The organism is Pseudomonas sp. FP1742 (assembly GCF_030687145.1).
Lineage (GTDB): Bacteria > Pseudomonadota > Gammaproteobacteria > Pseudomonadales > Pseudomonadaceae > Aquipseudomonas > Aquipseudomonas frederiksbergensis_D.
In genome coordinates this window covers 4,010,136-4,036,747 of record NZ_CP117460.1, presented here as the reverse complement: position 1 = coordinate 4,036,747, position 26,612 = coordinate 4,010,136, and the positions used below count along the sequence as shown (strand labels likewise).

The 26,612-nt window shown below is 56.2% G+C and carries 30 protein-coding genes and 1 pseudogene; 1 reads left to right on the top strand and 30 read right to left on the bottom strand.

Going from position 1 to position 26,612, the window contains the following annotated elements:
- Nucleotides 1-40 precede the first annotated feature (40 nt).
- From PSH64_RS17835 to PSH64_RS17780, 12 genes and pseudogenes are all read right to left on the bottom strand, one after another.
- Nucleotides 41-772 (bottom strand): TIGR03747 family integrating conjugative element membrane protein, encoded by a 732-nt coding sequence (locus PSH64_RS17835; RefSeq protein WP_305478018.1) that lies wholly within the window; start codon nt 770-772, stop codon nt 41-43.
- A 91-nt stretch (nt 773-863) separates the two neighbouring features.
- Nucleotides 864-2,969 (bottom strand): type IV conjugative transfer system coupling protein TraD, encoded by a 2,106-nt coding sequence (traD, locus tag PSH64_RS17830; RefSeq protein WP_305478017.1) that lies wholly within the window; start codon nt 2,967-2,969, stop codon nt 864-866.
- A gap of 10 nt (nt 2,970-2,979) precedes the next feature.
- Entirely contained in the window at nt 2,980-3,495 is a 516-nt protein-coding gene (locus PSH64_RS17825; RefSeq protein ID WP_305478016.1) for an integrating conjugative element protein, read from the bottom strand.
- Entirely contained in the window at nt 3,492-4,040 is a 549-nt protein-coding gene (locus PSH64_RS17820) for a lytic transglycosylase (RefSeq protein WP_305478015.1), read from the bottom strand. Before PSH64_RS17820 ends, PSH64_RS17825 begins: the two co-directional genes overlap by 4 nt.
- Complete coding sequence (locus PSH64_RS17815; RefSeq protein ID WP_305478014.1) at nt 4,022-4,741, bottom strand: TIGR03759 family integrating conjugative element protein; 720 nt, start codon at nt 4,739-4,741, stop codon at nt 4,022-4,024. Before PSH64_RS17815 ends, PSH64_RS17820 begins: the two co-directional genes overlap by 19 nt.
- A 9-nt stretch (nt 4,742-4,750) precedes the next feature.
- The gene (locus tag PSH64_RS17810) at nt 4,751-5,422 is read right to left on the bottom strand and encodes a chemotaxis protein (RefSeq protein ID WP_305478013.1); all 672 of its coding nucleotides are present in this window, start codon (nt 5,420-5,422) and stop codon (nt 4,751-4,753) included.
- Nucleotides 5,419-5,961 carry a PilL N-terminal domain-containing protein gene (locus PSH64_RS17805; protein ID WP_305478012.1) on the bottom strand — a complete coding sequence of 181 codons (543 nt, stop codon included), beginning with the start codon at nt 5,959-5,961 and terminating at the stop codon, nt 5,419-5,421. The genes PSH64_RS17810 and PSH64_RS17805 overlap by 4 nt, the downstream gene beginning before the upstream one ends.
- A gap of 106 nt (nt 5,962-6,067) precedes the next feature.
- The gene (locus tag PSH64_RS17800) at nt 6,068-6,814 is read right to left on the bottom strand and encodes an ABC transporter substrate-binding protein (protein WP_305478011.1); all 747 of its coding nucleotides are present in this window, start codon (nt 6,812-6,814) and stop codon (nt 6,068-6,070) included.
- Nucleotides 6,815-6,866: 52 nt separating this feature from the next.
- The gene (radC, locus tag PSH64_RS17795) at nt 6,867-7,361 is read right to left on the bottom strand and encodes a DNA repair protein RadC (protein ID WP_305478010.1); all 495 of its coding nucleotides are present in this window, start codon (nt 7,359-7,361) and stop codon (nt 6,867-6,869) included.
- A gap of 113 nt (nt 7,362-7,474) precedes the next feature.
- A pseudogene (locus PSH64_RS17790) lies at nt 7,475-7,720 on the bottom strand (hypothetical protein); the annotation flags it as partial.
- A 71-nt stretch (nt 7,721-7,791) separates the two neighbouring features.
- Complete coding sequence (locus PSH64_RS17785; RefSeq protein WP_305478009.1) at nt 7,792-8,373, bottom strand: STY4534 family ICE replication protein; 582 nt, start codon at nt 8,371-8,373, stop codon at nt 7,792-7,794.
- 905 nt (nt 8,374-9,278) lie between these two features.
- Entirely contained in the window at nt 9,279-9,620 is a 342-nt protein-coding gene (locus PSH64_RS17780) for a helix-turn-helix domain-containing protein (protein ID WP_305478008.1), read from the bottom strand.
- 209 nt (nt 9,621-9,829) lie between these two features.
- Between PSH64_RS17780 and PSH64_RS17775 the strand changes: the two genes are divergently transcribed.
- Nucleotides 9,830-10,087 (top strand): hypothetical protein, encoded by a 258-nt coding sequence (locus tag PSH64_RS17775; protein WP_305478007.1) that lies wholly within the window; start codon nt 9,830-9,832, stop codon nt 10,085-10,087.
- 39 nt (nt 10,088-10,126) lie between these two features.
- Here PSH64_RS17775 and PSH64_RS17770 read toward each other — a convergent pair whose 3' ends face one another.
- The 18 genes from PSH64_RS17770 to PSH64_RS17685 form a co-directional block, all read right to left on the bottom strand.
- The gene (locus PSH64_RS17770) at nt 10,127-12,094 is read right to left on the bottom strand and encodes a DNA topoisomerase III (protein WP_305478006.1); all 1,968 of its coding nucleotides are present in this window, start codon (nt 12,092-12,094) and stop codon (nt 10,127-10,129) included.
- 225 nt (nt 12,095-12,319) lie between these two features.
- Nucleotides 12,320-12,790 carry a single-stranded DNA-binding protein gene (locus PSH64_RS17765; RefSeq protein WP_305478005.1) on the bottom strand — a complete coding sequence of 157 codons (471 nt, stop codon included), beginning with the start codon at nt 12,788-12,790 and terminating at the stop codon, nt 12,320-12,322.
- Complete coding sequence (locus PSH64_RS17760; protein WP_305478004.1) at nt 12,787-13,305, bottom strand: DUF3158 family protein; 519 nt, start codon at nt 13,303-13,305, stop codon at nt 12,787-12,789. The genes PSH64_RS17765 and PSH64_RS17760 overlap by 4 nt, the downstream gene beginning before the upstream one ends.
- Nucleotides 13,302-14,057, bottom strand: coding sequence for a PFL_4669 family integrating conjugative element protein (locus tag PSH64_RS17755; RefSeq protein ID WP_305478003.1), 756 nt, complete (start codon nt 14,055-14,057; stop codon nt 13,302-13,304). The genes PSH64_RS17760 and PSH64_RS17755 overlap by 4 nt, the downstream gene beginning before the upstream one ends.
- A 242-nt stretch (nt 14,058-14,299) precedes the next feature.
- The gene (locus tag PSH64_RS17750; RefSeq protein ID WP_305478002.1) at nt 14,300-15,490 is read right to left on the bottom strand and encodes an STY4528 family pathogenicity island replication protein; all 1,191 of its coding nucleotides are present in this window, start codon (nt 15,488-15,490) and stop codon (nt 14,300-14,302) included.
- Entirely contained in the window at nt 15,487-16,035 is a 549-nt protein-coding gene (locus PSH64_RS17745; protein WP_305478001.1) for a DUF2857 domain-containing protein, read from the bottom strand. Before PSH64_RS17745 ends, PSH64_RS17750 begins: the two co-directional genes overlap by 4 nt.
- The gene (locus tag PSH64_RS17740) at nt 16,032-17,618 is read right to left on the bottom strand and encodes a ParB family protein (protein ID WP_305478000.1); all 1,587 of its coding nucleotides are present in this window, start codon (nt 17,616-17,618) and stop codon (nt 16,032-16,034) included. Before PSH64_RS17740 ends, PSH64_RS17745 begins: the two co-directional genes overlap by 4 nt.
- A 14-nt stretch (nt 17,619-17,632) precedes the next feature.
- Nucleotides 17,633-17,842 carry a hypothetical protein gene (locus PSH64_RS17735; RefSeq protein ID WP_305477999.1) on the bottom strand — a complete coding sequence of 70 codons (210 nt, stop codon included), beginning with the start codon at nt 17,840-17,842 and terminating at the stop codon, nt 17,633-17,635.
- 84 nt (nt 17,843-17,926) lie between these two features.
- Complete coding sequence (locus PSH64_RS17730) at nt 17,927-18,769, bottom strand: ParA family protein (RefSeq protein WP_305477998.1); 843 nt, start codon at nt 18,767-18,769, stop codon at nt 17,927-17,929.
- Nucleotides 18,770-18,773: 4 nt separating this feature from the next.
- On the bottom strand, nt 18,774-19,004 hold the full coding sequence (locus PSH64_RS17725) for an AlpA family transcriptional regulator (protein WP_305477996.1): 231 nt from the start codon (nt 19,002-19,004) through the stop codon (nt 18,774-18,776).
- A 112-nt stretch (nt 19,005-19,116) separates the two neighbouring features.
- Complete coding sequence (locus tag PSH64_RS17720; RefSeq protein WP_305477995.1) at nt 19,117-19,857, bottom strand: hypothetical protein; 741 nt, start codon at nt 19,855-19,857, stop codon at nt 19,117-19,119.
- 342 nt (nt 19,858-20,199) lie between these two features.
- Nucleotides 20,200-21,183: a Gfo/Idh/MocA family protein gene (locus PSH64_RS17715; protein ID WP_305477994.1), complete on the bottom strand. Its 984-nt coding sequence runs from the start codon at nt 21,181-21,183 to the stop codon at nt 20,200-20,202.
- Between the two features lie 21 nt (nt 21,184-21,204).
- Nucleotides 21,205-22,269, bottom strand: coding sequence for an inositol 2-dehydrogenase (gene iolG / locus PSH64_RS17710; protein ID WP_305477993.1), 1,065 nt, complete (start codon nt 22,267-22,269; stop codon nt 21,205-21,207).
- Between the two features lie 432 nt (nt 22,270-22,701).
- Nucleotides 22,702-23,289 (bottom strand): TetR/AcrR family transcriptional regulator, encoded by a 588-nt coding sequence (locus PSH64_RS17705; protein WP_305477992.1) that lies wholly within the window; start codon nt 23,287-23,289, stop codon nt 22,702-22,704.
- Nucleotides 23,276-24,124, bottom strand: a complete 849-nt coding sequence (locus tag PSH64_RS17700; RefSeq protein WP_305477991.1) for a 3-hydroxyacyl-CoA dehydrogenase NAD-binding domain-containing protein — start codon at nt 24,122-24,124, stop codon at nt 23,276-23,278. The genes PSH64_RS17705 and PSH64_RS17700 overlap by 14 nt, the downstream gene beginning before the upstream one ends.
- Nucleotides 24,125-24,161: 37 nt before the next feature.
- The gene (locus tag PSH64_RS17695) at nt 24,162-24,689 is read right to left on the bottom strand and encodes a cupin domain-containing protein (RefSeq protein ID WP_305477990.1); all 528 of its coding nucleotides are present in this window, start codon (nt 24,687-24,689) and stop codon (nt 24,162-24,164) included.
- Between the two features lie 66 nt (nt 24,690-24,755).
- Nucleotides 24,756-25,871: an alcohol dehydrogenase catalytic domain-containing protein gene (locus PSH64_RS17690; protein ID WP_135844750.1), complete on the bottom strand. Its 1,116-nt coding sequence runs from the start codon at nt 25,869-25,871 to the stop codon at nt 24,756-24,758.
- A gap of 70 nt (nt 25,872-25,941) precedes the next feature.
- A complete protein-coding gene (locus tag PSH64_RS17685) occupies nt 25,942-26,523 on the bottom strand; it encodes an amino acid synthesis family protein (protein ID WP_305477989.1) in 582 nt (193 codons plus the stop codon).
- Nucleotides 26,524-26,612 lie beyond the last annotated feature (89 nt).

The following is a 26,612-nucleotide window of genomic DNA, read 5'->3' as shown; positions in this document are numbered from 1 at the left end:
GAAAGCGTAGGGCTAATGGGAAAATAGCTTCGCTAAGCGTCTAGAGATATTTTTTGAATGTCGTCACTGTGATCGCTACCGCCGTTCCAAGTACTACCGCGCAAGGCAAAAAAATAACTATGGGATTGAGCGAAAAGGGCAGTGACAGATAAATGATCCAGGGCACGACTAGCAGTGGTATCACTGCTCGTTTAGCCCTGTGATAAACAAAGCTGCTTTCCCGCCCTGCGCCAAATTTTCGCAGGTCGCGACGCATCAAACCATCGACCAAACCGGTGAGCGCGGCCAGCAGAAACAAGGGTGTCGCCAGGACCAGAATGCTCAGGCGCACCACGAAGGTGAAGGTGACATACACCGCCGCAAGGACAAAGTCCTCGATACCCACGTAGAGCTGGTTGATCCAGCCCCAGAAACCGTTGCCTTGGCTCGACACCCGCGCCTGCAGGAAAAAATCTGCAAAGCCGGTCTTGACCAGCAGCCACTGATTGAGGAAATCCAGCATCTGGATAATCGTTGGCCCAGGCTGTTGGATGAGAAGTGAAGATTTGAAGTGCTCGCTGAGCCAGCCCAGTTCACTGGTCAGCATGGCCTGGCTGTGCCGCCAGCCCTGATCACTCCAGAACAGCAGCAAACCAGCGAATTCAATCAGAATCGAGAACAGCAACGTGGCGATCAGCAAACCGATGATGCGCAGGACCAGGCTGATGGCTGAGACGATCATTCCCGGACGCTGGACCGGTTGTGGCGGCGTGTTCTGGGCGGAAGTTGCCATCGTTCACTCCATGCGCGCTGCAGAGTTGATGTGGTCACAACGCCTTCTGGATAGTTTTCAGCTGAATAGAAACCGGTGGTGGGGGGGCGGGCTACCCCACCCGATCCAAATCAAAGTTGGTTGTTGGGCCGCCACCGCTTGCGCTCCACCAGTGCCCTGCTTGCTCGTTGTAGGTGGCCCGCATCCGCAGAGTGAGTTCCTGCAGATCCTTGGGCATAGCATCGTCGTTGGAGGATTTAGGTAAAGGCATGCGGACTTTCCAGAGCTGACCACCGGCCTGGAAGGAGAACATTTGCCCCTTGGGCAAGCTGACGATATGCGCTGGCTCGATCAGCGGCACACTGGTGCTGCTGACGCGATCCTGTGAGGACGAGGTGAAGTCCGTGTTGGCCTCAGGATCGGAGGTGTCGGTGGCACCCGACACCAGGGTCTTGGTCAGCACGTTAACCTTGGGCAACTGCTGGGTGAGTAGTTCCGCGGTGGCGGTTTCGCGCACGCGGAGCATCTGCAGGGTGTTGAAGTTGCCAATCACCTGGCCAGCTTTGGCGCGGTTGCCGATACGTGCTTCGATATCGCTGAGAGTCTGGGTGTAGGCGGTTACCTGGATACCGGCACCGCCGCCCTTATTGATCAGCGGGATGAATTCATCACCCATCAACTCGTTGAACTCATCGGCGTGGAGGTTGATCGGCAACTTGTCACTGTTTTTACCCGATTGGGGCAGGCCATGGTCGATGCCGTGTTTGTAGATGTGTCCGGCGACCGAGACCAAGTCGGCGAACATGGAGTTGCCCACAGCGGCGGCCACCTCGGCGTCGGTCAGTGCATCCAGACCGACGTAAACGATGCCGCGTTTTCGGATGATCTGCATCCAGTCGAAAATTGGCCGAGGGTCATCTAAATCGGTGTAGTTGGGGGCCAGTAACTGGGCGGTCTTGCCGGTGGTGAGTTTCTCCAGCAGCGGCAGTAGCGAGGCAACGATTTTGTCGAAGTAAGTACGGTCATATCGTACCGCCGAACGCAGTCCGTCCATTACCGGATCAAATACCCGCTTCACCGCCAGGTACTGCTCGATGGCCACCACACGCTTTTCGCGCCCCACCATATGTCGGGGAATGTTCTTCTCGGTGAGCTTGCCTTCAAGTTGGACGATCACTTCCCAGGCTTTCGGATCGGTCTTGGCGAAAAATTGCTGGGCGTATTCGATGAACAGCGCGTCGATGTTGACTACATGTCGCTGGATCTGCAGGTAGTCCGGACGTCGCCCCAGTTCGATCAGTGCGCGGGCGATGATGTTGACGAAACGCCAGGCGAACTCACGGAAGGCCGCAGAGTTGCCTTCACCACTGAGTTGCCCAGCAATGCGAGACGCCACCTCAGAAATGCGTCCGAAACGTCCCACGGCGTTGTAGCGGGCCGAGATCTCCGGCCAGCCTAGATGGAAAACATAGAATTCCTTTTCTCGACCGGCCCGTTTGGCTTCGACGTACATCCGTTTGAGCAAGTCGGCATCGCCCTTCGGATCGAAGACGATGACCACCTCATGTTCGACGCGGTGAATGTCCTGGGTGATGTACACCTCGGCGAGCCGGGTCTTCCCAACACGCGTCGTGCCGAGCACCAGGGTATGTCCGACCCGTTCGCCCAGCGGCAGACTGACCTCCGTTTCGTTGGGTTCGACCCCATGCAACAGCGGCGAACCACCGACTGGGGGCAACGGACGCAACGGATTGAAGGCACTGTCCCAGGCGGTGACACGGGCCAATGTCGAGAGCGGAAACGGTGGATGTTCCAGGCGCCGTTCGAGTCCACGGGCCAGACGGTAGCTGGTCGATTGGTCGACATAGTGGGCGACCGCCGGATCCTGGGCCTCGACCAAGCGCTGGGTGTGCAGGCGGGTCCAGCGAAAGCCGCGCCCCATGAACAAACGCTTACGACTGACTGGAATCTGTCGGCTGGTCAGTTCGTAGCGCGGCAGCCGACGGATATTGCGCCGATAGCGCAGCACCTCCCAGGCTTGTCGCAGTCGGATAAGGCCGAACAGGGTATAGGCCAGCGCTGCAACCAGACCGATCTCGGGTGACAGGGCCACAGCCCAGGGCGAGTACACGCACAACACCGCGGCGGCGATGCAGATCGCTACGGTGTACAGCTCCACCGCTGGCCGGAGCTTGGACTCCATCGCATGCTCGGCCATGACCTGGGACTCACTGTTCCAGTGAGGTGGCAGTGATCAAGACAGGGTAGTGGTCAATCTGGAGGCGGGTGGCGATGTCGTTACCGTTGACCGGCAGAATGGTGATGCCCGGAGCGGCTGCTCGAATCCGGCCCAGGGCTTCAGTATCGGCCACTTCGACGGCGAGGCCAGCCGCGCCCATTTCCTGCAGTTTATCCGCGCGTTGACGCAACCAAGCCAGTGAGTGGGGATCCTCACCGACCAGGAAAAATGGCCGCAAGCCCGGCATGTTCAGGGCGCGAGACGTGATCTGGCCTGGGCTCAAGAGGGAGCTGCGGATGGGCAGTATCCAGGCTTCACCGGCAAACGTGGACAGGTCAGCATGCACGGCCCGATCAGGCTGGATCTTGTTGTTTATTGGCGACCTGGCAACTTGAAAATGGTGTCGGGTGAAGTCGCTAGGCGGATCCCCGGCTACGGTCAGTTCCGGTTGGGCGAAAGGTGCCAAGAGTAGGATGCAAAAATGGACAATGGGGATTCGCTTCATGGTGGTGTGCCCTGTTTGAAGGAAACCTGAAGTCGTTCGAGTTGCCGGGAAAAGCCGGCGCGGTAACGCGCGGCGGGTGTACCTCCCGCCGGGCGGTGATAGCGTCCGGCAGCTGACACCCAATCACTGGTGGCGGCGTGATGCTCCTGCAACAGTGCGGCGGTCACGGCGAGATTTCGGTAGGGATCAAGGGCTTCGCAGGGGTTGGAAAAACGTTGCCCGTGGTAACCCAGGTTGGTTTGTCCGAGTCCGGCATCGACCCGCTTGGCGTCATGTCGGGCGAGTGCCTGAAGCAAAGCGTGACAGGCGGCCTGGCGAGTGGCGAAGCGGTAGGGTGTTCCGGCGACGTTCAAGGTCCAAGGCCAGGGCAGCAGTCGACCATGGATGGGGATGCCACTCTCCTGTAGAGCAATCGCGAACAGCACCGTAGAAGGGATCTCGGCGCCATGCGCCGCCAGTTGGTACGCAGGAGGCGGAAGTTCGTCAGCTTGGACGGCGAGCATCGTCAGCATGAGCGCTATACCACTCAGTCGAGGCGTTGCCATTGTCCGTTCACCTGTTGAAATGTGGCAGGCAATGGCCCCGGAGCACCTAGGCTGAACCAGCGACCACGGTCATGATTCAGGGTGATCTGCCGGCGTTGAACCTTGGCCGGATCGATGTCTGCTTGCCGGGCCCAGCTACGGACACGTTCATCCTCGCCTTGGCTGCCCACCAGGTAGATATCGAACGCCGTATCACTGCTTTGCAGACGCTGCGCTTCGGCGGTGCACGCTGGACAGTGGTCCTCCACAAACAGAGCCGGGCGCGGCACGACCGATGAGCTGGCAGGGGACGGGGATGCCATGCCCTGGATCGGCAGCAGCCCGGGAAACAGCTTGGCCCAGGCCGCAGTGTAAGCGTTTTGGTAGGCCAACTCGCGCTGGGCGCGTTTGGCTTCCAGCGCTACCTGTAATTCGGCATAGCGCTGGCGCTCTTGGTCGGTCTGGGCCTCGACCCCGAGTGCGGTCAACGGATCGAGGTTCGGGCTCCAGAAACCGCGCGGGCCGGCTTGGATCTGTTCGAAGCGTGTCCACTCCTGCTCCGTCAGCCCCCAGCTTGTCGCCTGCTTTGTGTGAGAGCGCCCCAGCGGAGCGGACTGCGTGTCCTGGATCTGTGACTGTGTCGTGATGGGGTTACCCATCGCAGCACCCATGGTCAGCAGTGAGACCAGACAGACGACGGGGAGGAGTGGCGCTCTGTTCATGATCGCGTCTCAAGGGAGGTGCACGGTTTGGTCTGGCTGAGCGGCCACCGCGAAGATGGCTGAGTTCGGCTCCAGCACTTTCAGGCGCCAGGCCCCGAGCTGCTCGCCGCTATGCAGCAGCCGAACATCTCTAAGAGAGCGACTGTCAGGAGGTGCGACCGCCAGAAAGCGCTCACCCCCGCGGGACTCGACACCCAACACTGAGAACGGTGGCAAAAGCGGGGCGGGCTTGGGGCGAGCGGTCTTTTTCGGTTGGGTCGCGGAAGGCGTCGGCGGTGGAGGGAATGGCTTTGTCCTGAGGTCCAGGAGCTGCTGCTCGACGTGCTCGAGGCGTGCGCGTAGCGCTGTCATGTCTGCCTCGGTGGCACGGGCTGCCAGACCATCGCGCAGTTCCTGTATCTCTTGCGCCCATTGATCCAACATCGGATCGAGGGTATTGGCCTGTTGCTCACCGCTATCGACCATCTGCTTCAAGTCTTTCAGCGCGTACTGCAGCTTTTCCTGTGCATCCTTGAGGGCGTTTGAATCACGTTGCAGGGTGTCCAGGGTTTGTAGGTGTTGAGTGTTCGTGCTCTGCAGTTCGGCCACTCGTTGATACTGGTTATACAAACCACCACTCAGGCCGGCGACCGCTAGGCAAAGAAGCCCGATTGTAAGGGTTTGAAACGTTGAGGCTTTCATGGACGTGCCTCCAACTGATGGGGCGAGACGGGTATGGTCAGCGTGACGCCGGCATCAGCTTTCTGCTGTTTGAAGCAGACCGAACGGCTGACTTCATCGGTCGTGAGTTGCCAGGCGGGACCAGCCAGCACTTGTAGCGCGCTGCGCAAAGGGATTGGACCCATCCGGTAATGGGCCGCTGGCAGGGGCCGAGTAAAGAGCACCCTCACTGACGCGGTAACGGGGCAGAGCGAATAGCCCGAGCGCTGCAATACGTACTGCAACGCATCCTGCACCGAAGGACTCAGACTGGACGGGATGTTCACTTCCATGATTTGGGCGAGAAGATCGCGTTGTTCCGTGGTGGGCTCAGTGCTGACCAGCGTGTAGCGGCCATAGCGGAGCTCTCGCGGATGGCTTCCTTCGGCCGTGCCCTTCGAGAGCTGGGCTCGATTGAAGCCACCGTTGACCGCTGGATTGGTCGGCAATGGGTTGGGGATTTGCGCGGTGCAGGCGCTCAACAAACCCAGCAGGCAGACAGGCGTGAAAAAACGCTCCATGGAAAAAACCTCATGTCAGATTCAGTGCAGAACCTGACATGAGGTGAAGGAGCGATTCAGTGAGAAAGTTGATTCAAGGCGGGTCGTGTTAACGCTGAACACGTTGCTATTCATCAAAAGTGGCGAGGCCATCCAAAACGGCAGCGTCGGGGTCGAAGATCAACAATCGCACATCGGCCAATGCCGCGAGGTACAGCACCTCGATCAACGCTACTGGCGTACCGGCATCGAGTTGCTCTTGCCTCAGCGATGAGTAAGGACGGCCCTCAATCTTCAGCAGGTTATCGTCGGTCCATGGCGTGCCGATCAATTTGCAACCGATGCCACAGCAATCCGACAACGTGAACAGCTCGAACAAGAGGCCGGTTTGCCTCGGTGCGGAGTGACTGACCCACTCTTCTAGATAAAGCATCGCTTCTTCGGGAAGGTGTGCGGTGCTGATTTCCCAGGCTCGACTGTAGTGTCCCGTTTCGAAGCGCAAGCGACGGACCATGGCTTGGGCTTCTTCCAGGGAGTACAGGTCGCCGACGTGATGCCGCTCGTTGAGCATTTCGCCCATCACGGCATAGATCACTTGGCGCACCAGCCCGGTGGACGGGCAGCGTTCATCTAACTCATCTGGGATAGATTGGCCTTCGCTGATCAAGGCGAAATCGTCATTGAACAGGCAGGGGAACAGTTGCAGCTCATCGTCGGGCAGATGGGCTTGTGCGTCGTGCACGGCTCGAAAGCAGGGAGGGCAGTCGTTTTCGTAGGTGATCAGTAGCAGCCGTTCGATATAAAGGTTCTCGTAACCGCGAGCAAATGGGTTTGAGGCCTTCAGCGGAGCTGGGGCTTGGTGTGTGGGGTTCATGAGGGGTCTCCAGAGTGAAGATGAACAAGGCGCCCGAAGGCGCCTGTAAGGGTTAAAGCCAGCCGTATTCGGCAAGGGAGAGCGGACGACCTTCACCCACGATGAAGTGATCCAGTACGCGCACTTCGATCAAGGCCAAGGCCTCTTTCAACCGTGCGGTCAACACGCGATCCGCCTGGCTGGGTTCCGTACACCCTGAGGGGTGGTTGTGAACAAAAATGGCGGCCGCAGCGTTATGCGCTAGGGAACGCTTAACGACTTGGCGGGGGTAAACGCTGGCGCCATCAATGCTGCCATGAAAGAGAACTTCGAACGCCAGCACTCGGTGCTTGGCATCGAGAAAAATCACACCGAAGACTTCATGCTCTTGTTGCGCAAGATGCAGTTTTAGGTATGAGGTCACGGCGTCAGGCGACGTCAGATTAGGGCCGCGGGTGAACAGCCGACGATCCAGAATATGCAGCGCTTCGTCGATCAGCTGGTTTTCTTGGACGATACGATCAGCTTCGAAATCCGAGGTTTCAATCAGTGTGAGTTGGGTGCTCATGGTGGTACCTCCGAAGGGAACAATCAGGGGTACACGCCCGAGGGGAGTGGTATCCCCGAGGTGGATAGAGAGTCGCGGGCATTAGCCGATGACGCGCTGTTTACAGCCAAGTGGAATCGGTGGCGTTGACCGTGTAGGTGTGAACCACAGCCGTCGCAGGGTAATGGGGAATAGGCTCTTATTCCCCAACCGGCTTCGGGATCGAAGTCGGCACTGATGGGCATTAACTGAACCAGTCCACGATGGATGTCGGCGATGCGTTTCTCGACTTCATCCGTCGTGTAGTAGAGCGATAACGTGCTGTAGTCCTCGTAAGCTGTAGCGAACAGGCAGTCGTCGCAAAGCCAGAAGGATTCCATGTTGGTTCTCCTGTGCTGATCGAAGAAAAGGCGCTCGAGGGAGCGCCTTGATGTGGAGCATCGTGGACTGTTCAGACGGACTGAACGGTACGGGTGGCATCACGGCGAGCCGTGCGGGGAGTGGATGGAGATTCAGGTTCGACCCGAGCCTCTGTTGGGGTTTCGATCTCCTCAGCTTCGGCATCAGCCGATGGTGGGGATGGCTCACTGTTTGGCGCTTGCTCAGCAGGTGCTGTTGCTTCCTGCCTGGCGGGCGCTTTGTACTCGAACGTGCCGTTGACCTTGATCCAGTCGATGAACAGCAAACGACCTTTCAGGCTGGCGCCCGGTTGGCCTTGTTTCTCGCCTTTCTCGTAGAGAAACGGATCGATCCACAGATCGCCGATACGGAACGACAGCAAGACCTTTTTCTCGGCGTTGACGGCGTCCGTATAGAGACGAATCAAACGTTCAGCTTCGCCTCCAGCGACCTTGCAGTCGAAGCGGGTGTACTCCACGGCATCGGTGGCACCGTGCAGGGCGGCGATATCGCAGGCCATGAATGGCTGGCCGCGGCGGACTTGTACTTCACGAACACGGTTGAGGTAGCCGATACCGACGGTGTGCAGGTTGAAGTAAGTGGTCGCTTCTTGGGATTGGTTGGCGTGGGCCATGGTGGTTCTCCTGTTTCAAGGGAAAACGGCGACGCACAGCCCCTGACGGGGAAGTGAGCCCCCGTCAGGGTGGGTAAGGTGAAGGCGAGCGATGAACGACTCGTCATCGGCAAGCCAATGATGATCAGAACGATGCGTCTGGCGGAATAACGGTGCAACTGAGGAACGTCTGCGGTAGTGGTTCGCAAACATGGGGTAGTGGGCATTCATCACCGCTGAAGCGGTAACCGCGCGAGCTTCCGAATGCTGATCGCACTTGGGTAAACCACCACGAATGTGGCGTAGCCTTGAAGGTTCAAGCTACCTGGGCTGGGCTGTCAACGACAGCGAACCACGCCCTTTGTATAAGCCTGGCACAGGGGAGCGTCAAGACGCTGCAACCCAATTTTTTATGGCCGGAATACAGTGGCAGTCACTGGACTGAAGAAAGTGAAGAGTGGGCCTGGCGGGGTGCCAGGCGAGGAACAGAAAAGCCACCTTTGGCGGTCTGACGCAGTCGACAAGCTCCTCGCAAAACTTGGTTTGACTGCGCCATGATTCGCCAACCGACCCTTGTCGTGGCCTGGGTCGGAACATGCTGGCACGCATCCGCGCACAAAGGGTGCCCAGTGTTTCTCCGGCGGGCTCCGGGACTGAATACGATCGCTGAAGCGGATGACCGCTATTGCCTGGTAGAGGCAACAGTGGTCATCCGCCACCGCGATCAGGTCGAGCACAAAGCGGGAATAAAATTCCGCAGAAGAGAAGGCTCCGAACTCAAGGAGTCCGACCGAGCTACCCGGAGCGCATCGGTCTTGGGTCGCCGTTGGCGATGATCCCAAGGCACTACAGCAGAGAGGGTGGGATGACGTCAAGGCAGAGAGCGTCCCCTCAAAAGCCCCTATATCGAATGCGAGCGCATGAGCTCATTTGTTGGCGAGATGAGTAGCCAATCGTTCGACGGTCGCCAGGATAAAGGCACGGTCGCTTTCTTTCAGACCGTTCAGCAGACCCGCGATCATCTGGCCCTGGTCATTGGGACGATTACTCGACTCCGTCAGCAGTTCATCCATCCGGCAGTCGAAAATATCCGCTAACTGCATCAGCTTGACCACGGAAAGCTCCACCACACCCCGCTCTAGACGCGATATGGCTTCGCTGCCGATCCCCAAGCGTTCAGCCACCTCTTCCTGAGTCAGATTACGCTCGGTGCGGTGCTTCGCGATCATGCGCCCGATTTGGGCTTGGGTTGGATGTTTATGTGCCAAGTGATGAGTTCTCCAGTTCAACCCGAATGGTTGAGCAAAGACCCGTTGACATGAACATCCTTAACGGTTGAGTATCGACTTATAAGGTTGTTATATTGGCTGAAATCGCTGTGTAATGCGACGTGGCTTCTATTCCTACAGGAATCAGAGTCCGAGGTGGTCAGTGAGAATGAACGGTCTGATAGGGCCAAGCTGAGGAACGGTTGAGCATGGAAGAGAAGAGCGAGAACGTCATGGATCAGATCTGGGATCGAACACTGGAGCTGTTCATCAAGATCCATGATTGCCCGGATAACCCCGAACACTTCGACAGCCTTGTTCATTGGCTTAACGAAGATCCTGCTCACCTGAAAGCGTTCAACGAACTGGGGCAGATATGGATTTCGACCGGCATCGCTTTGGCCCGTGAAATCGGACAACCGCTAAGCGACTTGGAGAGGGACCAGCCGCCGTTGATGATGCACTGACCATCGCCCCCGATACGCATGTTGATCTCCAATGGTGCGTCATGGGCGACGCGTATCTTTTCTGATTGGCACTGTACCCTTACAGCCGCGGTACTGAGAGCATGACCAGAGCGGCCCTGATTTCCCCTCTCGCCTGAACATTGAGGCATTGCAAATGGGGCAGGCCGGGCCGGTTTCGACCGGTATCGACAAGGTGAGCGCTCCGCAGTGTGCGACCAACTGCGCAATCCAGTTCGCCTGCTTGTCGATGAATGCATCCAGGGACAGACGTCCCGCTTCGATTTCGTCCAGAGCCTGTTCCCAGATCGCGGTCATGCCGGGGTCTGCGATTGCAGCGGGTACCGCCTCGATCAGGGTATGGGCCGCCGCCGTGGCCATTAAAGCGCGTTTTTTCTTCAGCAAATAACCGCGATCAATCAACCCTTTGATGATGCCGGCTCGCGTGGCTTCGGTGCCGATACCGGTGGTGTCCCGAAGCTTCTGTTTCAGGCGTGGGTCGTTGACCAGCTTGGCCACATTTTTCATGGCCTTGATCAGATCGCCCTCAGTGAGTGGCTTGGGAGCGGCAGTGCGCATGGACTTGAGTTCGACGTCGTCCACGGTGCACTGAGTACCCTGTTGCAAGACGGGCAATACTTGGGACTTGTGACTGGGCTCATCCTCTTCGGTATTTTCGCAGAGCAAGCTTTTCCAGCCCTGGACCAGGATCTGTTTGCCAACAGCAGTCAATCGTTCTTCGCCACACTCCAGTACGACCTGGGTTCGATCAAACTCATGATGCGGAAGAAATTGCGCGAGATAGTGGCTACGGATCAGTTCGTAGACTTGGCGTTCTTGTTCGGACATCCGCGCAATGTTCGCCGGTTCGGTGGTGGGGATGATGCCGTGGTGCGCGGTGACCTTGGCATCGTTCCACACGCGGGAATGCAGTGATCGATCGAGTCTTCCGAATGAGGGCTGCAGCGCGGGATCCGTTTTGAGCAGGGCTTCGAGTACCGCGGGTACCTCGTTGAACATACTCTCTGGCAAATAGCGGCAATCGCTGCGCGGGTAGGTGGTGGCTTTGTGAGTTTCGTACAGAGCCTGGGCGATGTTCAGGACTTCCTGGACACCGAGCCCCAACTTGCGCGAGCAGACTTCTTGCAGTGTGCTCAGGTCGAAGGGCAGCGGTGGCGCTTCGCGGGAGTGCTCAGTCTGCAGCGAGAGTACTGTGGCGGTCATACCGCTAGAGATCGCTTGGACCGCGTGACGGGCAAGCGTCTGCTGCAGGCAACGACCGGCCTCATCTCCTCCTGAGCTTGGTGGTAACCACGATGCAATGAATGGTTGCCCCGTTGAGGACAGGTGCACATCTACGTCCCAGTAGGGCACAGAGACGAAGCTGGCAATCGCGCGATCCCGATCGACTACCAAGCGCAAAGTGGGTGTTTGGACGCGTCCGACCGACAGTACGCCATCGTATCCCGCCCGCCGTCCGAGGAGAGTAAACAAGCGACTGAGGTTCATGCCGATCAGCCAGTCGGCGCGGCTGCGGGCGAGGGCTGAATGATAGAGCGGGAAGGTCTCCTGACTAGACTTCAGCGAGGACAGTGCTTTGCGAATCGAGGCCTCGTTGAGTGCGGACAACCAGAGGCGCTCAACGGGACCTCGATACTTGCAGAGCTCCAATAACTCCCGGGCAATCATCTCACCTTCGCGATCGGCGTCGGTCGCGATGACGACGCTGGTGGCTTCACTGAGCAGGCGTTTGATGACTTTGAACTGTGCCGCAGTTTTAGGTTTGACTTCGACTTGCCACTGCTCGGGAATGATCGGTAGATGATCCAACGACCAGTTCTTGTACTGAATGCCATAGGCTTCGGGTGGGGCCGTCTCCAGCAGATGGCCGATACACCAGGTGACGGTTGAGTCGATACCGATCAGGCAGCCATCACCGCGCCGGGTGGCTCCGAGTACTTTGGCAATGTCTCGACCTTGGGCAGGTTTCTCGCAGAGGAAGAGGCGCATAAAACTGCTCCGGATTGAGTTCGGAGCAGCGTTGTTGGAAACAGCGGTGGCGAGATATGAGAAACCTGAATGGCAGGTTCCTCATATTATTCGGCGAGGACTGGCTTAAATGGTCCGAGGCTGCTAGCCAGTTGTAGCGTGGGCAACAGGGTGGGCGTCACGAGCAGTGAGTAAAAACAGCCCAGCAACTTCGCGAAAAGGCGCAATTTTTATGCCTGAAGTCTGTCAGTCTGTAGGTGGCGGCCCTCTGCGTTTTTTGGGTTTCGATGTAGGGGAGCTGGCCTGCTCTGTGTTTTGCCCGACGTGTGTCGCAGATGCCGCTGGTTCACTGGAGCGTTCGCGCATGACCACGCTGTGCACCCGGTGAGGCAGCATGCCGACTCGACGGGCCTCGATCTTGAAGGTGACCCGCGCATTGTCTTCGCTGTCCTCCCACTCATCGCGCACGGTACGGCCTTCGACCAATACACGCATGCCTTTCTGGTACAGCGTGTTCCAGTGTTCAGCCTCGCGGTGCCAGAGCTCAACCGGCGCCCAATAGCCGCCTCGATCTTCATAGCTGCCGTCGCGCGGCACGGGGTTGTCGAAGTACACATTCAGCCGTAGCAAACGCCGTGGCTCGTCATTGCCTGATGGAAATTCCTGGAACTCTGGCGCACTGCCGATATTGCCTTCGCCGACAAAAAAAGTACTCATCCTGATACCTCCACTGCGGTTGTGAATTGGCGCAGTAACCGTTCGGCACTGGCCATTTTGATCGCGCAGGTCGAGGCCTGGCGGTAGAGCGAATGCACCACACTCATCTGTAGGTTCAGTGCGATGCGATTGCATTCGAAATGGCGCAATCCCTCGCGTACGACCTGCGGCAAGGCTTTGTTGCAGACCTGGCGTTCCCAGACCGCTACCCCCATACGAGCGAAGTCACGGGTGCGCCAACGCACAAAGGTGCTGCCAGCGCTGGTGTTCTGCAGCACCAATCGAATATCCAGCAGTGAGTAAGGAGGTTGTCCGGCCTGCTGCACCACCGCCTCCATCAGGTGACATAACTGCGCCTCGATGTCCCTCGCCACCTGCGCCAGGTGCTCCAACTCCCCCTTACCCTTAAAAGGTTTTAAAAGGCCTTTTAGGGAGGCGGCGTGTTCGAGCTGTCGATAGGCATCGGGTGTCAATGTGTCGAAGGGCATTGGTTGAGTCGAGGTCAGGGGATTCATGCGTCGTCCTCCGACTCATCCACTGTCGCAGTTGGTTCTCCCGCTTGCTCTGCCAACTCGTCAACGTCATCCACTGCCACAGTACCCCGACGAATGATTGACGGCGCGAACTGGGAGCGGCGATGCCCCTCAAGGATGTCCATCGGGGGAAAGCCCAGTTTCTCGATGGCCGCCAGGGCACGGGCGTTGTTTGCCGCCATGTCATCGCGTGTGACGCCGGCATGCCGATAGCGCTGCGCCTGGCCGAACAGACTGCGCAGCAGATGAGCGCCGTCGTCGATCCAGGCTTCCATGTCTCTGCGACCGACCAGGGCGGTGTGATGGGCCAATAGGGTCCGGCGCACCAGAGTGTCGTAGTCGGTCAGCAAGTAGACCGCCAGAAAACCCAGCTGGCTGCCGATGTACAACGGCAAGGTGACGGGGTGGATGTTGAGGTTGTCGCTCATGTCGATCTGCGTCGGCAGGTCCTGTCTGATCCGATCCAGCTGTTGGGTCAGTTCCAGCATCCCAGCCTTGGCCTGCATCAGTTTTTCTTCGAGTTGCACGATGGCCCAATCGGCATAGGGATCGTCTTGGGCCGCGGTTTGTTTGATCAGGTTGGTGACACTGATGTAGCCGGCCATGCCCATGATCGAATGAACGCCTTCACGTGCGGTTCGACCTTGCCAGATACGGGCGGCGTGGTGAGTGTGCAGGGTCAGGGTGATGCTGCTGCGCAATGAACCCAGGTTGAGTTGATAGTGATCGGCCACGGTGTTGTCCTCGCATAAGCTTGGACGGAAACGTTGCGACAGATGATGGTCAAGGGCAGCCAAAAAGCTGAATGCGGTCTGTTCGGTTTGGTGTGAGAGAGTAAATCCCGGAGACTTTCGAGAGTGACGCCAGTGGCAACATTGCCTTGGATGGCGATGGCCGTATCGCCCGGATTGCGCTGGTTCGGCCCTTTGCGATCTCACATTAGACCTCAGTAGATTTGATGCCACTGGCATCAAATCTACTGAGGTCCAGGACGTTTGCTGCGCAGTTGGCGCAGCTCATTCAGGCACGCTTGGGCGAGGGCGGAAGCGGGTTCGCCCTGTTGTCGGGACGGGCGCGAGGGGGCCGTTGGATGCAGCTCTGCAACGGGTGGACGTTCTGTCTGACTTGCCCAAGGATGAAAGTCGCCTTTCAGTGCACGCTGGATCAGGCCCATCAGATAGGCTGCTGGCTTGCGGACACTTCCTGTCGTACAGCGTGCACCCGCTTCGTTGAGTACCGCCTGACGATCCACTGGACTGAGCTTGTTCAGCGCCACGGCGACGGCCTGACGTTCACTTGGGCTTAGGTGCAACGGAGTGGGCCAGTTCAGGTTATCCACCACTGGGGTCGTGCGCGGTACAGTACAAGTACTTTCTTTTAATACAGTACAGGCGGCGTTCGGATTCCGAACGGTGCCGGAAACACTGGCATTCAAGCCCGGTTCGGAATCCGAACGAGGGTCTGCACGATTCCGAACGAGGTGATCGCCACCCAGTTCGGAATCGTGCATCGCGTCATCGGCTGCCTGATCCAATTCTTGCTGTATCCAGTGTTCGCCCCAACTGTCGAGCCGCGTGGGGAGCTGACCTAAATCAATACGGGTGTCCTGACGAATTTCTTCCACAGCATGCTGGGCGACGATGCGCACCGCCTTGGTAGCATGAGCGAGGGAATGTCCGACCAGTTCCAAATAGTCCTGATCTAGCTCCATGGCTTCGACGGGGGTTAACGGCTCATCGTGCAGGACATACAGCGAACCTTGAAGACGCCCGCTGACCTGATCGCGGCCGCGACTCACCAAGCTGAGCCAGCGAGTGAGCCTGAGCATCGTCAACACGCGCGCAATGGTTTCACGGGAGGCTAACGTGCCATAGGGCACGCTCGACAGGTAAGGCTGCAAATCCTCATAGCGTGGTGTGACCACGCCCTGACCTTGCAGCATGAGTCGAAACACCTGCCAGGCATTACGCTCCAATGGCGTCAGGCGATTATCCAACAGCAGCCGACGCGGCACGACTTCGTGTGACTGACCACTGAACAGAAAGCCAGCCTGCAACGCCTGGTTGGAGGGTTGTTCGGTTGTAGGGTATGCGGGCCAGCGTTCACTCAACTGCTGGGTGCATTGCTGCAGGACACGCTGCCAGCGATTGGAAGGGGCGGTGTTCATGTTCCGTTGCTGTACTGGTCGATCTGCTGCCAAACGATGGTCAAGCTGATCTGTTGCTCCTCCGCCAGCATCATCATGGCGTCGAGCTGATCCTCGGTCCCGTCTTGAGCACGTAGTTGGCACCAACGCTGCCAGAGCGCATGCTCCTGTGCTTCACTCAAATGCTGAGGGCGGCCCTTACGGGTTTCTATCTTGAGCAGACGTCGGCGCAGCGCGGTTTCCGAATGTGCCAAACCGAAGCACTGATACATGATGGTGCTGCTGGCGCCGAGCTTGAGCGCTCGGTTGATCAAGCGATCGTTCTGTTCGTCGCGTTCGGCTTGTTCGATCAACCGATGCAGCACCGGCGAGTCAATCTTGACCTCAACCCAGGGGACGGTGGCATGGGCCAGGCGTGACAGCGTGGTGGGCGGTAAGGATTGCAACAGATAGATGTCGTCCTCGCCCAGTCCGAGTGCCTTACAGCGTTGCAGATTACCCAGGCGTAGTTCATGCAGCACCTGGGTCAGCATGGCTTGGTTGAGCACATTGAAGGACAGGCTCATGGCAGCTCCCTCGGTGTGTTGTCTACCGGGGGAAGCGTTAAGTCGATCAGGCGGCGGGCCAGGCGGATCAGGCGATAGAGTTTGATTAACAGATTGTCGGGCAGTCGCTCCAATCCTACGTCCACGGCGGGACGATCTGCCAGAGGGAGTTGATAGATCCCCAGCAACAACTGACCGAACAGGGCCGAAGGGAGTTGCTTGCGATCCTCCCAGTTCACGTCGTCTTGAGCGCGCAAGAGGGCCAGGAGCAGTAGGTGAACGCCGGTCGCACGAGGCGCTGCAAGATCAAGTTGCTCGATGTTCAAGGTGAAGCCCAAGCCATACTTCTGGTCGATGATGCTTTCGGGATGTCCGGCATAGACCGCCATTTCCCGTGCCAGTCCGGCAATGGCTAAACGCAGTTGTTCGGGGGTATCCAGTGTTGGTGCGATGATCCAGATGTCGTTGATCGAGCAGGTTTCAACGGTTGCTGTTACTTCAGTAGCAGTGTCGCGATCAATCTGTTCGCGAATCTGTTGAACACGCGACGGAGGGCTGATAGCTGATACGACATTCGTTTCGGGCGGTGTGAGCAGTTCCTCTCGCGCTGTTTCGGTCTGGGTTCTGGCCTCGCTTGATTTATGACGAGACTCGGAGGAGGGAGATCCGGCCGCGGCTTCATTAACACTCGGCAGATGGCTGTTCTCCGAGGGCGTGGTGACGACAACGCCTGACGTCGAGATGACCCGTTGGGTATCGCTTAGCTCCAGGGCCAACATGCGGTAGGACTGTCCGAGTAAGCGGCTCATGCGTTCGAGCAGTTCATCCTGGATTTGCTGAAGATCGAAGGACTCAGGGTCGGTATCGAAGTCGCCCAGAGTACCGAGCCAAAACTCGGTAAACGCAACGGTGACTGTTGGATAACGGTTCCAGGTTCGTTCTGCCTGGCTACGCAGAGCGATCAGGCGTTCGATCTGGGGCTTGCCCAATCCGGCATACAGGGTTTGTGGAATGGCGGGTAGTAGGTGTTCAAGGGTGTCGAGCATTCGGCTGATGTGCGACTGCGAAATGGGATAGCCTCCGGCGGCAAGACGTCGTGCCAGCTCTCGTTGCGAGAGCACAGCGCCATCTGGTTCGAGCATGGTTTTGAGTTTGGCCACCGCTAGAGCACGTTCGATGAAGGTTAGTTGGCCGTGCAGATCGCTTTCGGCTAGATGGCCGAGTAGGGCGTTGAGTTCATTGGTCCAAGGTCGGAACAGGCAATGAATGCGGAAGAAGCGCTCGTCGCGAGTTTCCTGCCACAGCTCGCCGAGAATCGCCAAGCGCGTATTACCGCCGTTGCGGATGATGAAAGAGGTTTCTCCCGGGCGGCGAGTAACCGGCGGCGGTTGATCCAGCCCGCGTTCACGGATCGAGGCCTTGATATCGTCATACAGCGGATTACGGATAAAGCGCGGGTTGTGTTCGTAGGGCCGCAACTGTTCCAGGGTGACCAGCATCGGTGTGTCAATGACTGGATCGGACAGCCGCTCCAGTTCTGTACTCCGAGGGAAGTGGTCCTGGTGCAGCTTGTCGGTGATCTCCTCCTGACTGAGCTTCTTCATCGGAACCGCCTCAGTTAACGCCGGTTACGCAAATGGTCACCGACCTCGAACTTGACGATCTCGGCAGTACCCGAGCCGTCGAAGTGTCGGGACAGTTCTGCGAGGAACCACCCCATGGCCGAGCGTCCACCCTGCAGGCGAAAGACCACGGTGCAGTACTCCTCGTAAGGTGGGTGCTGTGGGCGAATGGATGGCTGAACGAGGATGGGAAGCTGATCCAACATAAAAGACTCCTTGCCAAACACTGTTGGCCTCAAGGTCGAACAAACAAAATGACTGGGCGAGAAATACGGGCTTATCGATTCGTCTCATCGAGCCTCCGCGTATCGGCTCAACGTAGAGATCGCTTCGCGCCATTCCGGAAACAACTCGATGGCCAGCGCTTGCATGGTTTCCAGCGCTGAGGGCGAGCGTCGTTCGCGCGACCGATGGGCCTCGATTCGGTGGACGGGTAGACCGAGTGAAGCGGCATTGAGATACGCCACGCGATCTGGAACTACGGTGTCTAGAACCAAGATGTTGGTCGCCCCAGCGAAGGTCTCGCACAGGCCATGGATGATCATTCGGGTGTCTACCCGGATGCTATTTACCTGGTTCAGCAGCAGTCGCAACGGTGGCGGCGTAATACCCAGGTGAAGAAATGATTCGAGGTCACTGAACAGCCTCAAAGTGCCGCGGCGTAGTTCGCGGGCGGCGAGCATTTCCGGTGTGATGGGGGAGAGGGCGATATCGCAGGCGAGGATGGCCATCTCCAGTAGCACGCTACGTGCACCTTGGGTGTCGATCAAAAGCAGGTCATAACGGGGGCGGAAATCGTCGAGCAAATTGCGCAGCCGTAATCTGCCGTCAGGGGCGTGCAGCAGTAATGTACTCAACTGGCCCTGAGCATCGTTGGAGATGATCAGGTCGAGCCCTGCAATCACGGTCCTGGAAATAATCTGTGCAGACGTTGTTAAGTTGAGTGCAATAAGCTCGTAAACGCCAGCAACAGCTTTCTGGCTCAAGGCGTAATAGCTGGAGAGGGTGGGTTGGCTATCCAGATCGAGTAGTAGGACACGTAGACCAGCATCCGCCAGCAGACCGCCGAGATTGGCGGCTACTGTGGTTTTGCCTACGCCACCTTTCGTTGAAACCACCGATAGCACATGCATGGCATCAGGCCTGTTGGCCTAAGCGCTCAACTACCCACTGCTCGATTTCCAGCGAGTCCCAGCCAACCGCACGCAACCCTATGCGTTTGGCTTGAGGGAATTTGCCTTCCTTCATCAGGTTATAGATGTGTGCACGCTTGAAGCCGGTTTTACGCTCCACCTCCTCACGCCGCATGATACGACGTTCGAGCGGCGGTTGGAGCAAGTCTGTAATAGGTGAAAGCTGATTGGACATGATGGTCACTCCTGGCGTCGATTGGCGCGTGATAGGACGTGACGTAAATTGAATAGCAGAAATGGAAGGGAGTCACTGCGCCGCAATTAGGGGGATTGCAGCGCAATACGACTCAGTGCTTGGAGAGGCTGCGCTTGGCAGCGGCGAATTTCTCGTCCAGGGTACGTTTAGAAACGCCAGGGAGCTCTTTATTGTGAGCAATTAGGGCATCGACTATCGCGGATTGTGACCTGAAAACCGAGTGAGGCTTACCGGAAGGGGAATGACCTAACAGTAGATTCAGCATCGCACCAATTATATGAAGATAAGCGGTTTCACTACGGTCGCTGACTTTTCTGTTGCTATTGAGCATAAGTCGAATATTTTCTTTCTCCAATCCGATAGCCTCAAGCTCTGTAGTCAGCGCTTGATAAGCAGTACTTATATTCTTTACTTGTAATTGGAGGGCTTCTCTGTCAGCTTGCAGTGCGAGGTAAGTCCCAACATTTATGCTGTCTAATTGATTCTGTTTTGGGTCGAAAAGGAAGGACGGTTTTTGCTCAGGATAGTACTGTGACATCCACATTCGAAGATCGGTGTGACGTACAGTTAATTGCGATATATCGACCGGAGTGCCACGAGAAACCGTTAGGCCTAGGCAGCCGTAAGGCAGTTCACCATGCTGAACCGCGTCGATAACTCTCTCTGTATTGGTATGCAGGCACGGCCATTGTGGAAATGTCGTCCGTAGAATTGCCAAATCGGTCCACTCTGACTGGAGAATTTGCGCTTCATAATCCATTAGAAGACACCAGCGTAGCGCTACCTCTACAGGCCGATAAAAAATTTTACTGTGACGATTGAAAGCAAGCATCTGCCGATGACCTCCATAGTCAAATAGACAAAGTCCCTCCGCAATGCTTTCCGAGTCAATGTGCAACCAGTCATGACAATGCTGCATGCCTGCACGGGGAGGTCCGTATCATCCCTCATATTTTTAATGTTTAAGAGCTTTTTGTCTGATTATCATCCAAATTAAATGAATTAATGTTCGATTGCCCATATATATGCGGTGATGTTGGTAGGTTTAGGAGTGAACAGTCGGTAGGGGGCGTTACCGTATATCGGGAAGTAGCAAGTGTCACCCTATCTACGAGGCGAACGGAAACGGAGAGAAAAACCAATTCTCCGTTTCTTTTGTGAAAAATGAAGGTGATCACGCGAAATGATCATCAACATTAATGTAAGAAATTTTTATCGATTGGCGTAATGCTATCGAATCACGCGCTACATCCATAATCACCGCAGCATCCAGCGCATCATCCATTGTAGATAGTGGAGTTCTCTTATTGGTGAGACACTCTTCCAGGAAAAATTTCTGAATCTGATAGAAACTATCCCAATATGTTCCGTCATCCCAGAATGGCAGCTTCGCGTCGCCGAACTTGGTGGTGTCCCAATGGACGACGGAGGACCCGTTTTTCCCGATGATCTTGAAGTAGACAGACCAGGGGTCGCGACTACGGTCATCAGCTGAAAAGCTTCCCCATAGATTCGCAATTGTCCCGTTAGGGTATTCAGCGACGATCATCAATTGATCATGGGCTTGTGGGTCATCAAAATGAACGTTGGAGCCGGTAGCAAAAATTCTCGCTGGACGCCCTAAGAAGTACAGCATGCAGTAGACGTGGTGTACCATCAATTCATTCATGGTAAGATCGGGCGATCCGATTTCTGCTGGATGGCGCTTATTATATATTGCCCAAAAATTCAGGATTTCGCCCAAGTGTCCGGCGTCGATATGAGCCCGGACCCGTCGCATTGATTCGGCGTATATATAATTATGTGACGGCATGCAAACCCTGCCTGCTTCCCGGGCTAATTGCCTCAGTTCCTGAATTTGCTCTGGTCTTTCGCAAACAGGTTTCTCTATCAGAACATGCTTCTTTGCTAACAGCGCTTGCTTTGCGAAAGGAAAATGAGATGCTGCATTGGTGCAAATTATTACAGCGTCAATGGTCTCGTCTGTGAGCAGTATCTCCGGAGACGCATAAAGGCGCCCCCCAAATCGCTCTTTGAAAAGCTCTGCTCTTTCGGCGGTTCTACCCCAGCCTCCCACATATGCGTCAGGATCAAGCTCTTTCAACGCTGTAAGATGGAGTTCGGCTACATTTCCTAGTCCAATAATCCCAATTTTCATAGCTGTTCCTAATATAGTTAGCTAGTAGCTAATATCGACCGGTTGGCCGACCGCAAAGGATTCAGTGGCGGCGTCTGCGATAAGCTGAGCAATTAGCCCATCCTCTGCATTCGGTATGGGAGAAGTGCCTGTAGAAATGCATGAAACAAAATGTTCCATTTCGGCGAGATACGCGGGGCCGAACCGCTCGAGAAAGAATGGCTTCGCCACAGCCTTGGTAAAGCCCAGGGCCGTCGCACTTTCCACTTGGTTCTCATGCACATTTGTCACTCTCAGCATACCCTTGGCACCATGTACTTCTAGTCGTTGGTCATAACCGTAACTAGCGCGCCGCGAGTTAGATATCTGGCAGATTTTTCCTGATTTGGTCATCAGCAATGCAACCGCAGTATCCACATCATGCAGCTCTTTGATACTTGGGTCGATCAACGCAGCACCGGTTGCGAAAACCTGGGTAGGATTTTCGTTTAGTAGGAATCTAGCTAAGTCAAAGTCATGAATCATCATGTCTCTGAAAATGCCACCGGAGCCTTTAAGATAATCTCTTGTAGGAGGTAATGGATCTCGGGAAATGATCGACACGGATTCCAATTCACCAATTTCGCCAGCAGCGAGACGTTTTTGAAGCGTCCCGAAGTGTGGATCGAAGCGCTGGTTGAATGCTGTCATGAAAGGGATCCCTGCTGCAGCGATCTTAGCAATGCACTGCCGAACCGTATAAGAAGACATATCGATAGGCTTTTCACAGAAAATCGGCTTCCCCGCATCCGCCACAGCGTGAATGAACTCGAAGTGCGTGGGCGAGGGCGTCGCAATGACTATTGCGTCGATATCACTTGCGCCAATTAGGGTCTGAATCGAACGTGCTTCGACATTGAACCGGTTGGCACATGCTTCAGCAGCGGCGGGAATGGCATCGGCTACTGCAATCAGCTTGGCAGACGGAATCTGCACAATGTTTGCAGCGTGCACGTTTCCAATCCGACCGCATCCTAAAATCCCTATTCTGATCATGAAAAAATCTCTTATTGTTTTTTGTTTTTGAGACGGATAGCTAACCAAGACTGGCAGCGAGAGCTCGTCCAAACAACCCCTTGCCGATCGTACTTTTAGATGGGCGCTGAAAACTAAATTTTATCAGCTGGTTTTTGGCGATTTGCGGTGAAGGAGCCGAACGATAATCGGCTAGACGTTGGTCTCATTAAATCCTGAATGACGCGGATTTACGTAGGGTGCTGACGTGAGTGAGTCAGTGCGTTTTTGTTAGTCATATATCTTGATGCGTTAAAAAACAGGATTTAAATAACCGTTGGGCAGTTGATGTGCGTATGTTGGCGCTTCTCTGCAGAGCTTAGCAGTTGTTTTTCTCATGGCGCGCCAGTATTACCTCGAATTGCGAAAATACGTACGCTGTTTCACATAACTCACCTAGAGTGGACAATAAACGAGCAATAAGCGTGTTTGAGTGAATGGCCTTCCATGTTAAGCGGTATTTAATTCAACGAGCAACAGCAGGAATTATTCGGATGGCTGCCTTGAGCATTCGCGGAGTGCTCCCGTGACAAGTTGCTCAACAAGAAGTATGCACGCCTCGTCACCTAACTGGAGATCATTTAGCCAGTCCGGTAGGCAATTGAGAAATTTTATAATCACATGCACAGCCATCGAGCCCGTATCTTTGGCAAGGAAAGTACCGTTGAATACTGCGGCAATAAATGCGCTTTCATATAGCTTGCGCTTGTGGACGATCCGTTGCTGCTGAGCGTCATCTAGATAGACGAAGCCATGTAGCGCCAGTCGAAAGAACTGCGGGCGCCGACGGTGCAAGCGCAGATGTGCAACGATAAGACTCGACAGAGAACGAACTTGAGCAGCTCCTTGCCTCGCTGGTTGAACAAGTAGATAGAGCTCTTCATAAATTTCCTCTATTAGATCGAATAACAATGCTTGCTTGCTTGGGAAGTGGTTGTACAGTGAGCCGGGAGCAAGGCCTACATGGCGAGCCAATTCCCGCATGCTAACTTGACCGAATCCTTTGTGGATAAAAAGCTCTAAAGCTTGAGCACGTATAGTGTCGTACCCCCTATGAGCTTCAGCTGTAGACATGAAAGCCTCGTCCCGATTTTTTGCCCAAGAAGCCAGCGCTGACAAACTCCCTAAGTAAAGGTGCAGCACGGTATTTCGGGTCACCAAAACCGGTTTGCAAGCTTTCCAGAATGGCCAGCACGGTATCCAATCCAATCAGGTCGGCCAATGCCAAAGGTCCGATCGGCTGATTGCACCCCAAGCGCATGCTGGCATCGATTGCTTGAGCGTCGCCATTTTCCTGAAGGACGAAGATGGCTTCGTTGATCATCGGAATGAGGATTCTGTTGACTATGAACCCAGGGCGATTTTGAGTGTGGATAGCGGTTTTGCCCAGCTGTTCGACCAATGCCTGGGCGATGGAACAGGTCGCGTCGCTGGTCTGCAAGCCACGGATTAACTCCACCAAGTCCATAACGGGCACCGGGTTGAAGAAATGAATACCCATGAAACGTTCCGGATGGCTGATGCTGGTTGCTAGTTCTGTGATCGACAGCGATGAGGTGTTGCTGGCGATCAGGCAGTCCGGACAAACATGGGCAGCGATCTGTTGCAGGATCGAGCGCTTGAGGGCAAGGTTTTCCGTTGCTGCTTCAATCACCATATCCATGTCGTTCAAATCGATGTAATGAGTCGAGGTGTGGATACGTTGCAGCGTGTCGGTGGCTTGCTCGCAGGTGAGAGTCCCTTTGCTCACTTGTTGGTCCAAATTCTTCTGCATTACGTGCAGGCCTCGCTCGAGTGCCTGTTCGCTGATATCGATGAGCAATAGGTTGTGGCCGGCTGCCGCGCACGTCTGAGCGATTCCACTGCCCATCGTGCCTGCGCCGATCACTGCAATGTGACGCAGGGTCATGTAGATATCCTAGATTCAGCGTTCGGGAAAATGTTGGTTAGTCGCGTTTCGCACCGATCATCACAAACAGTGCTCGGGCGACTTGATCGCTTTTGTTACGCCAGGCGTGACGGGTTCCACGCTGGATGACAACCTCACCGGGCCGGATCAGTTTCTGTTCGCCATTGTCCAGTTCCAACCAGAGCTCGCCCTGAAGCAGGATGCCGTAGTCGATGGTAGGCGTCGTATGCATGCCCGGATGATCCGGTTCGAAGCATTCGAACAAGCCGGGCAGGGCGCTGCCCAGTTCCTCGATCATCTGTCCGACATCCGTCGGGTTCTGCATCACCATGTCCGGCGGAAAATCATAGATTGCCAGACTGGTTTCGCCCGGCTGGGGTATCAGGGAAGGGTGCCCCAGGGTGGGGTCCTGCTGCGCGCCGGCCGTTGAGCCGGTGGACCACAGGTGCGCCATGGCATGGCCGGGAATGGACTCAAAGGCGCAAGACCGCGGGGCCGCGTCATCGCTGATGAATACGGATTGGCCTGAGGCATCCAGGCCGGTGACGACTCTTCTAATTTTCATAGCATTCCCTGAATCAGTGGCGGGCCTTAGCGTGCCCGCCGTTGTGTTGAACCTGTCTGGTTGATGTCAGGGGCAGATGACGTAGTTACTGAAGCCACCATGACGATTTTCAATGCCGGTTATTGCGCCGTTGACGTCTTCCAGGCTAAAGGCGGTGTTTTCGAAGAATGAAAGATCCAGTGTCCCGGATTCCACCATGTCCGCCATGGCTTGTCCTTGTCCTGTAGTGAACCAGGCCGAGCCACTGATCTGGATGTCGTTGTCCATGATCCAGTGCAGATCGATGGGGACCTCACCTGCGATAGCACCGATATTGACCAGATGCCCGCCGCGGTGAATGGACTTGAGGGCTTGGGTCAGGGTCTCGTGTGGTGCCCCTGGGCCCAGGGCATCGATAACCACATCGACGCCTTCACCGTGGGTGACTTCACTGACCCATTCATTGGTGGGTATCGTGCCCAACGTGTGAATTTCAATCCGGCCTGGTGCGGCGAGGTCTTTCACCCGCTGGAAGAGCTCCTGGTTACGAGCCGTGCCGAGGATCTTGCGAGCGCCCATGGCCAGCGCCAGCGCGACGGCACCCAAGCCGAGCGTGCCACTGATGCCATTGATCAGCAGGGTGGTGCCGGGCCCGACATTGGCCTTGAGCATTGCCTTGTAGGCGGTACCCAGGTAGCCCAGTCGCGCGGCCGTCTCGAAACTGAGGTTCTCGGGCAGTTTCACCAGACTGTATTGTGGAGCAGGGATGTACTCGCAAAGGCCACCGTAGGGATAGTCTTCGAACATGCGCGGGCTTTTTGACGTGAAACCGAAATAGCCATTGAAGGTGTAGGCGGTGCAAGCAATGGTGTTGCCCGCTCGACAAGCCCGGCAGGAACCACAGTGGCGGCCCGGATTGACATAGACCCGGTCACCGACCTTGAAGTCGTAGACCTGTTCGCCTATAGCCTCGATGACCCCCGTGGGGTCGAGGCCGAAAGTCGCCGGCAGTTTCGGTAATGGGTTCTGGGGGAACCATTTGACCCAGTTGGTCAGAATGTTGTGAAGGTTCGGGACGATCCCGCACGCCTTGACCTTGACCAGCACCTCGGTCGGGCGAATCTCGGGGACGGGCATTTGCTCGATGACCATGGGTTTACCGCCTTCATACAGACGTGCGGCGCGCATAGTTTTTGCAGTCATGATGTTCTCCAACACACATATTGTTTTTGTAGTGGTATGTAACCCTGCAGCACGCTTCAAATCGTCGCCCCTAACGCAGCCCGTCTTCGCCCTTCACCTCGCTGGCAGCCAGACCACCGAGTCGCGCATGAATCCGTCCGCCCGTGGCCATGGCCAGGCCAAAAGCGATTTCGCCGCGACGAGGGCCGTCCCATACGGTCATTTCAGCCACGCCGAAGTGGCTGCGAACATAGGCCGCCTGGATGTGCCCGAGCGGGATCATCACCCGGCAACCAGGGCCGCCGATGGTCTTCGCCGCCGGCACGATCGCCTTCGGATTGCCGAGCGCTTCACGCATTGCCCAGCCACCGGCTTCGTGCCAGACCGCACCGTGTTCCAACTCGCCGTCTTCACCGACGATTGCACCTTTGCCATAGGCCTGCACGTGTTGGGCACCGCCCAGCGCGAGGATCAGCCGCTGGGACAGCTCTGCACCCAGCCCTCTCAATTCCTGCATGAACGGCAGCAGGTCTTCTACATATTGACCCGCGTAAGGGTTGGCGACCACGGCGGTGGCGACCGCAATCCTCAGTGGGACCGACGAGCGAGGCCCGCCTTCGTGGAACACTTCTTCGATGTCCAGTTTTACCTTACGAACCATCACAAGCGACATGCCTAACCTCCAGAACCGTGAGCTTTACGTAGCTCGTTATTTTTTTAAACCGGCCTTTTGCATTATGCATTTAATGATGTATGGTGCAA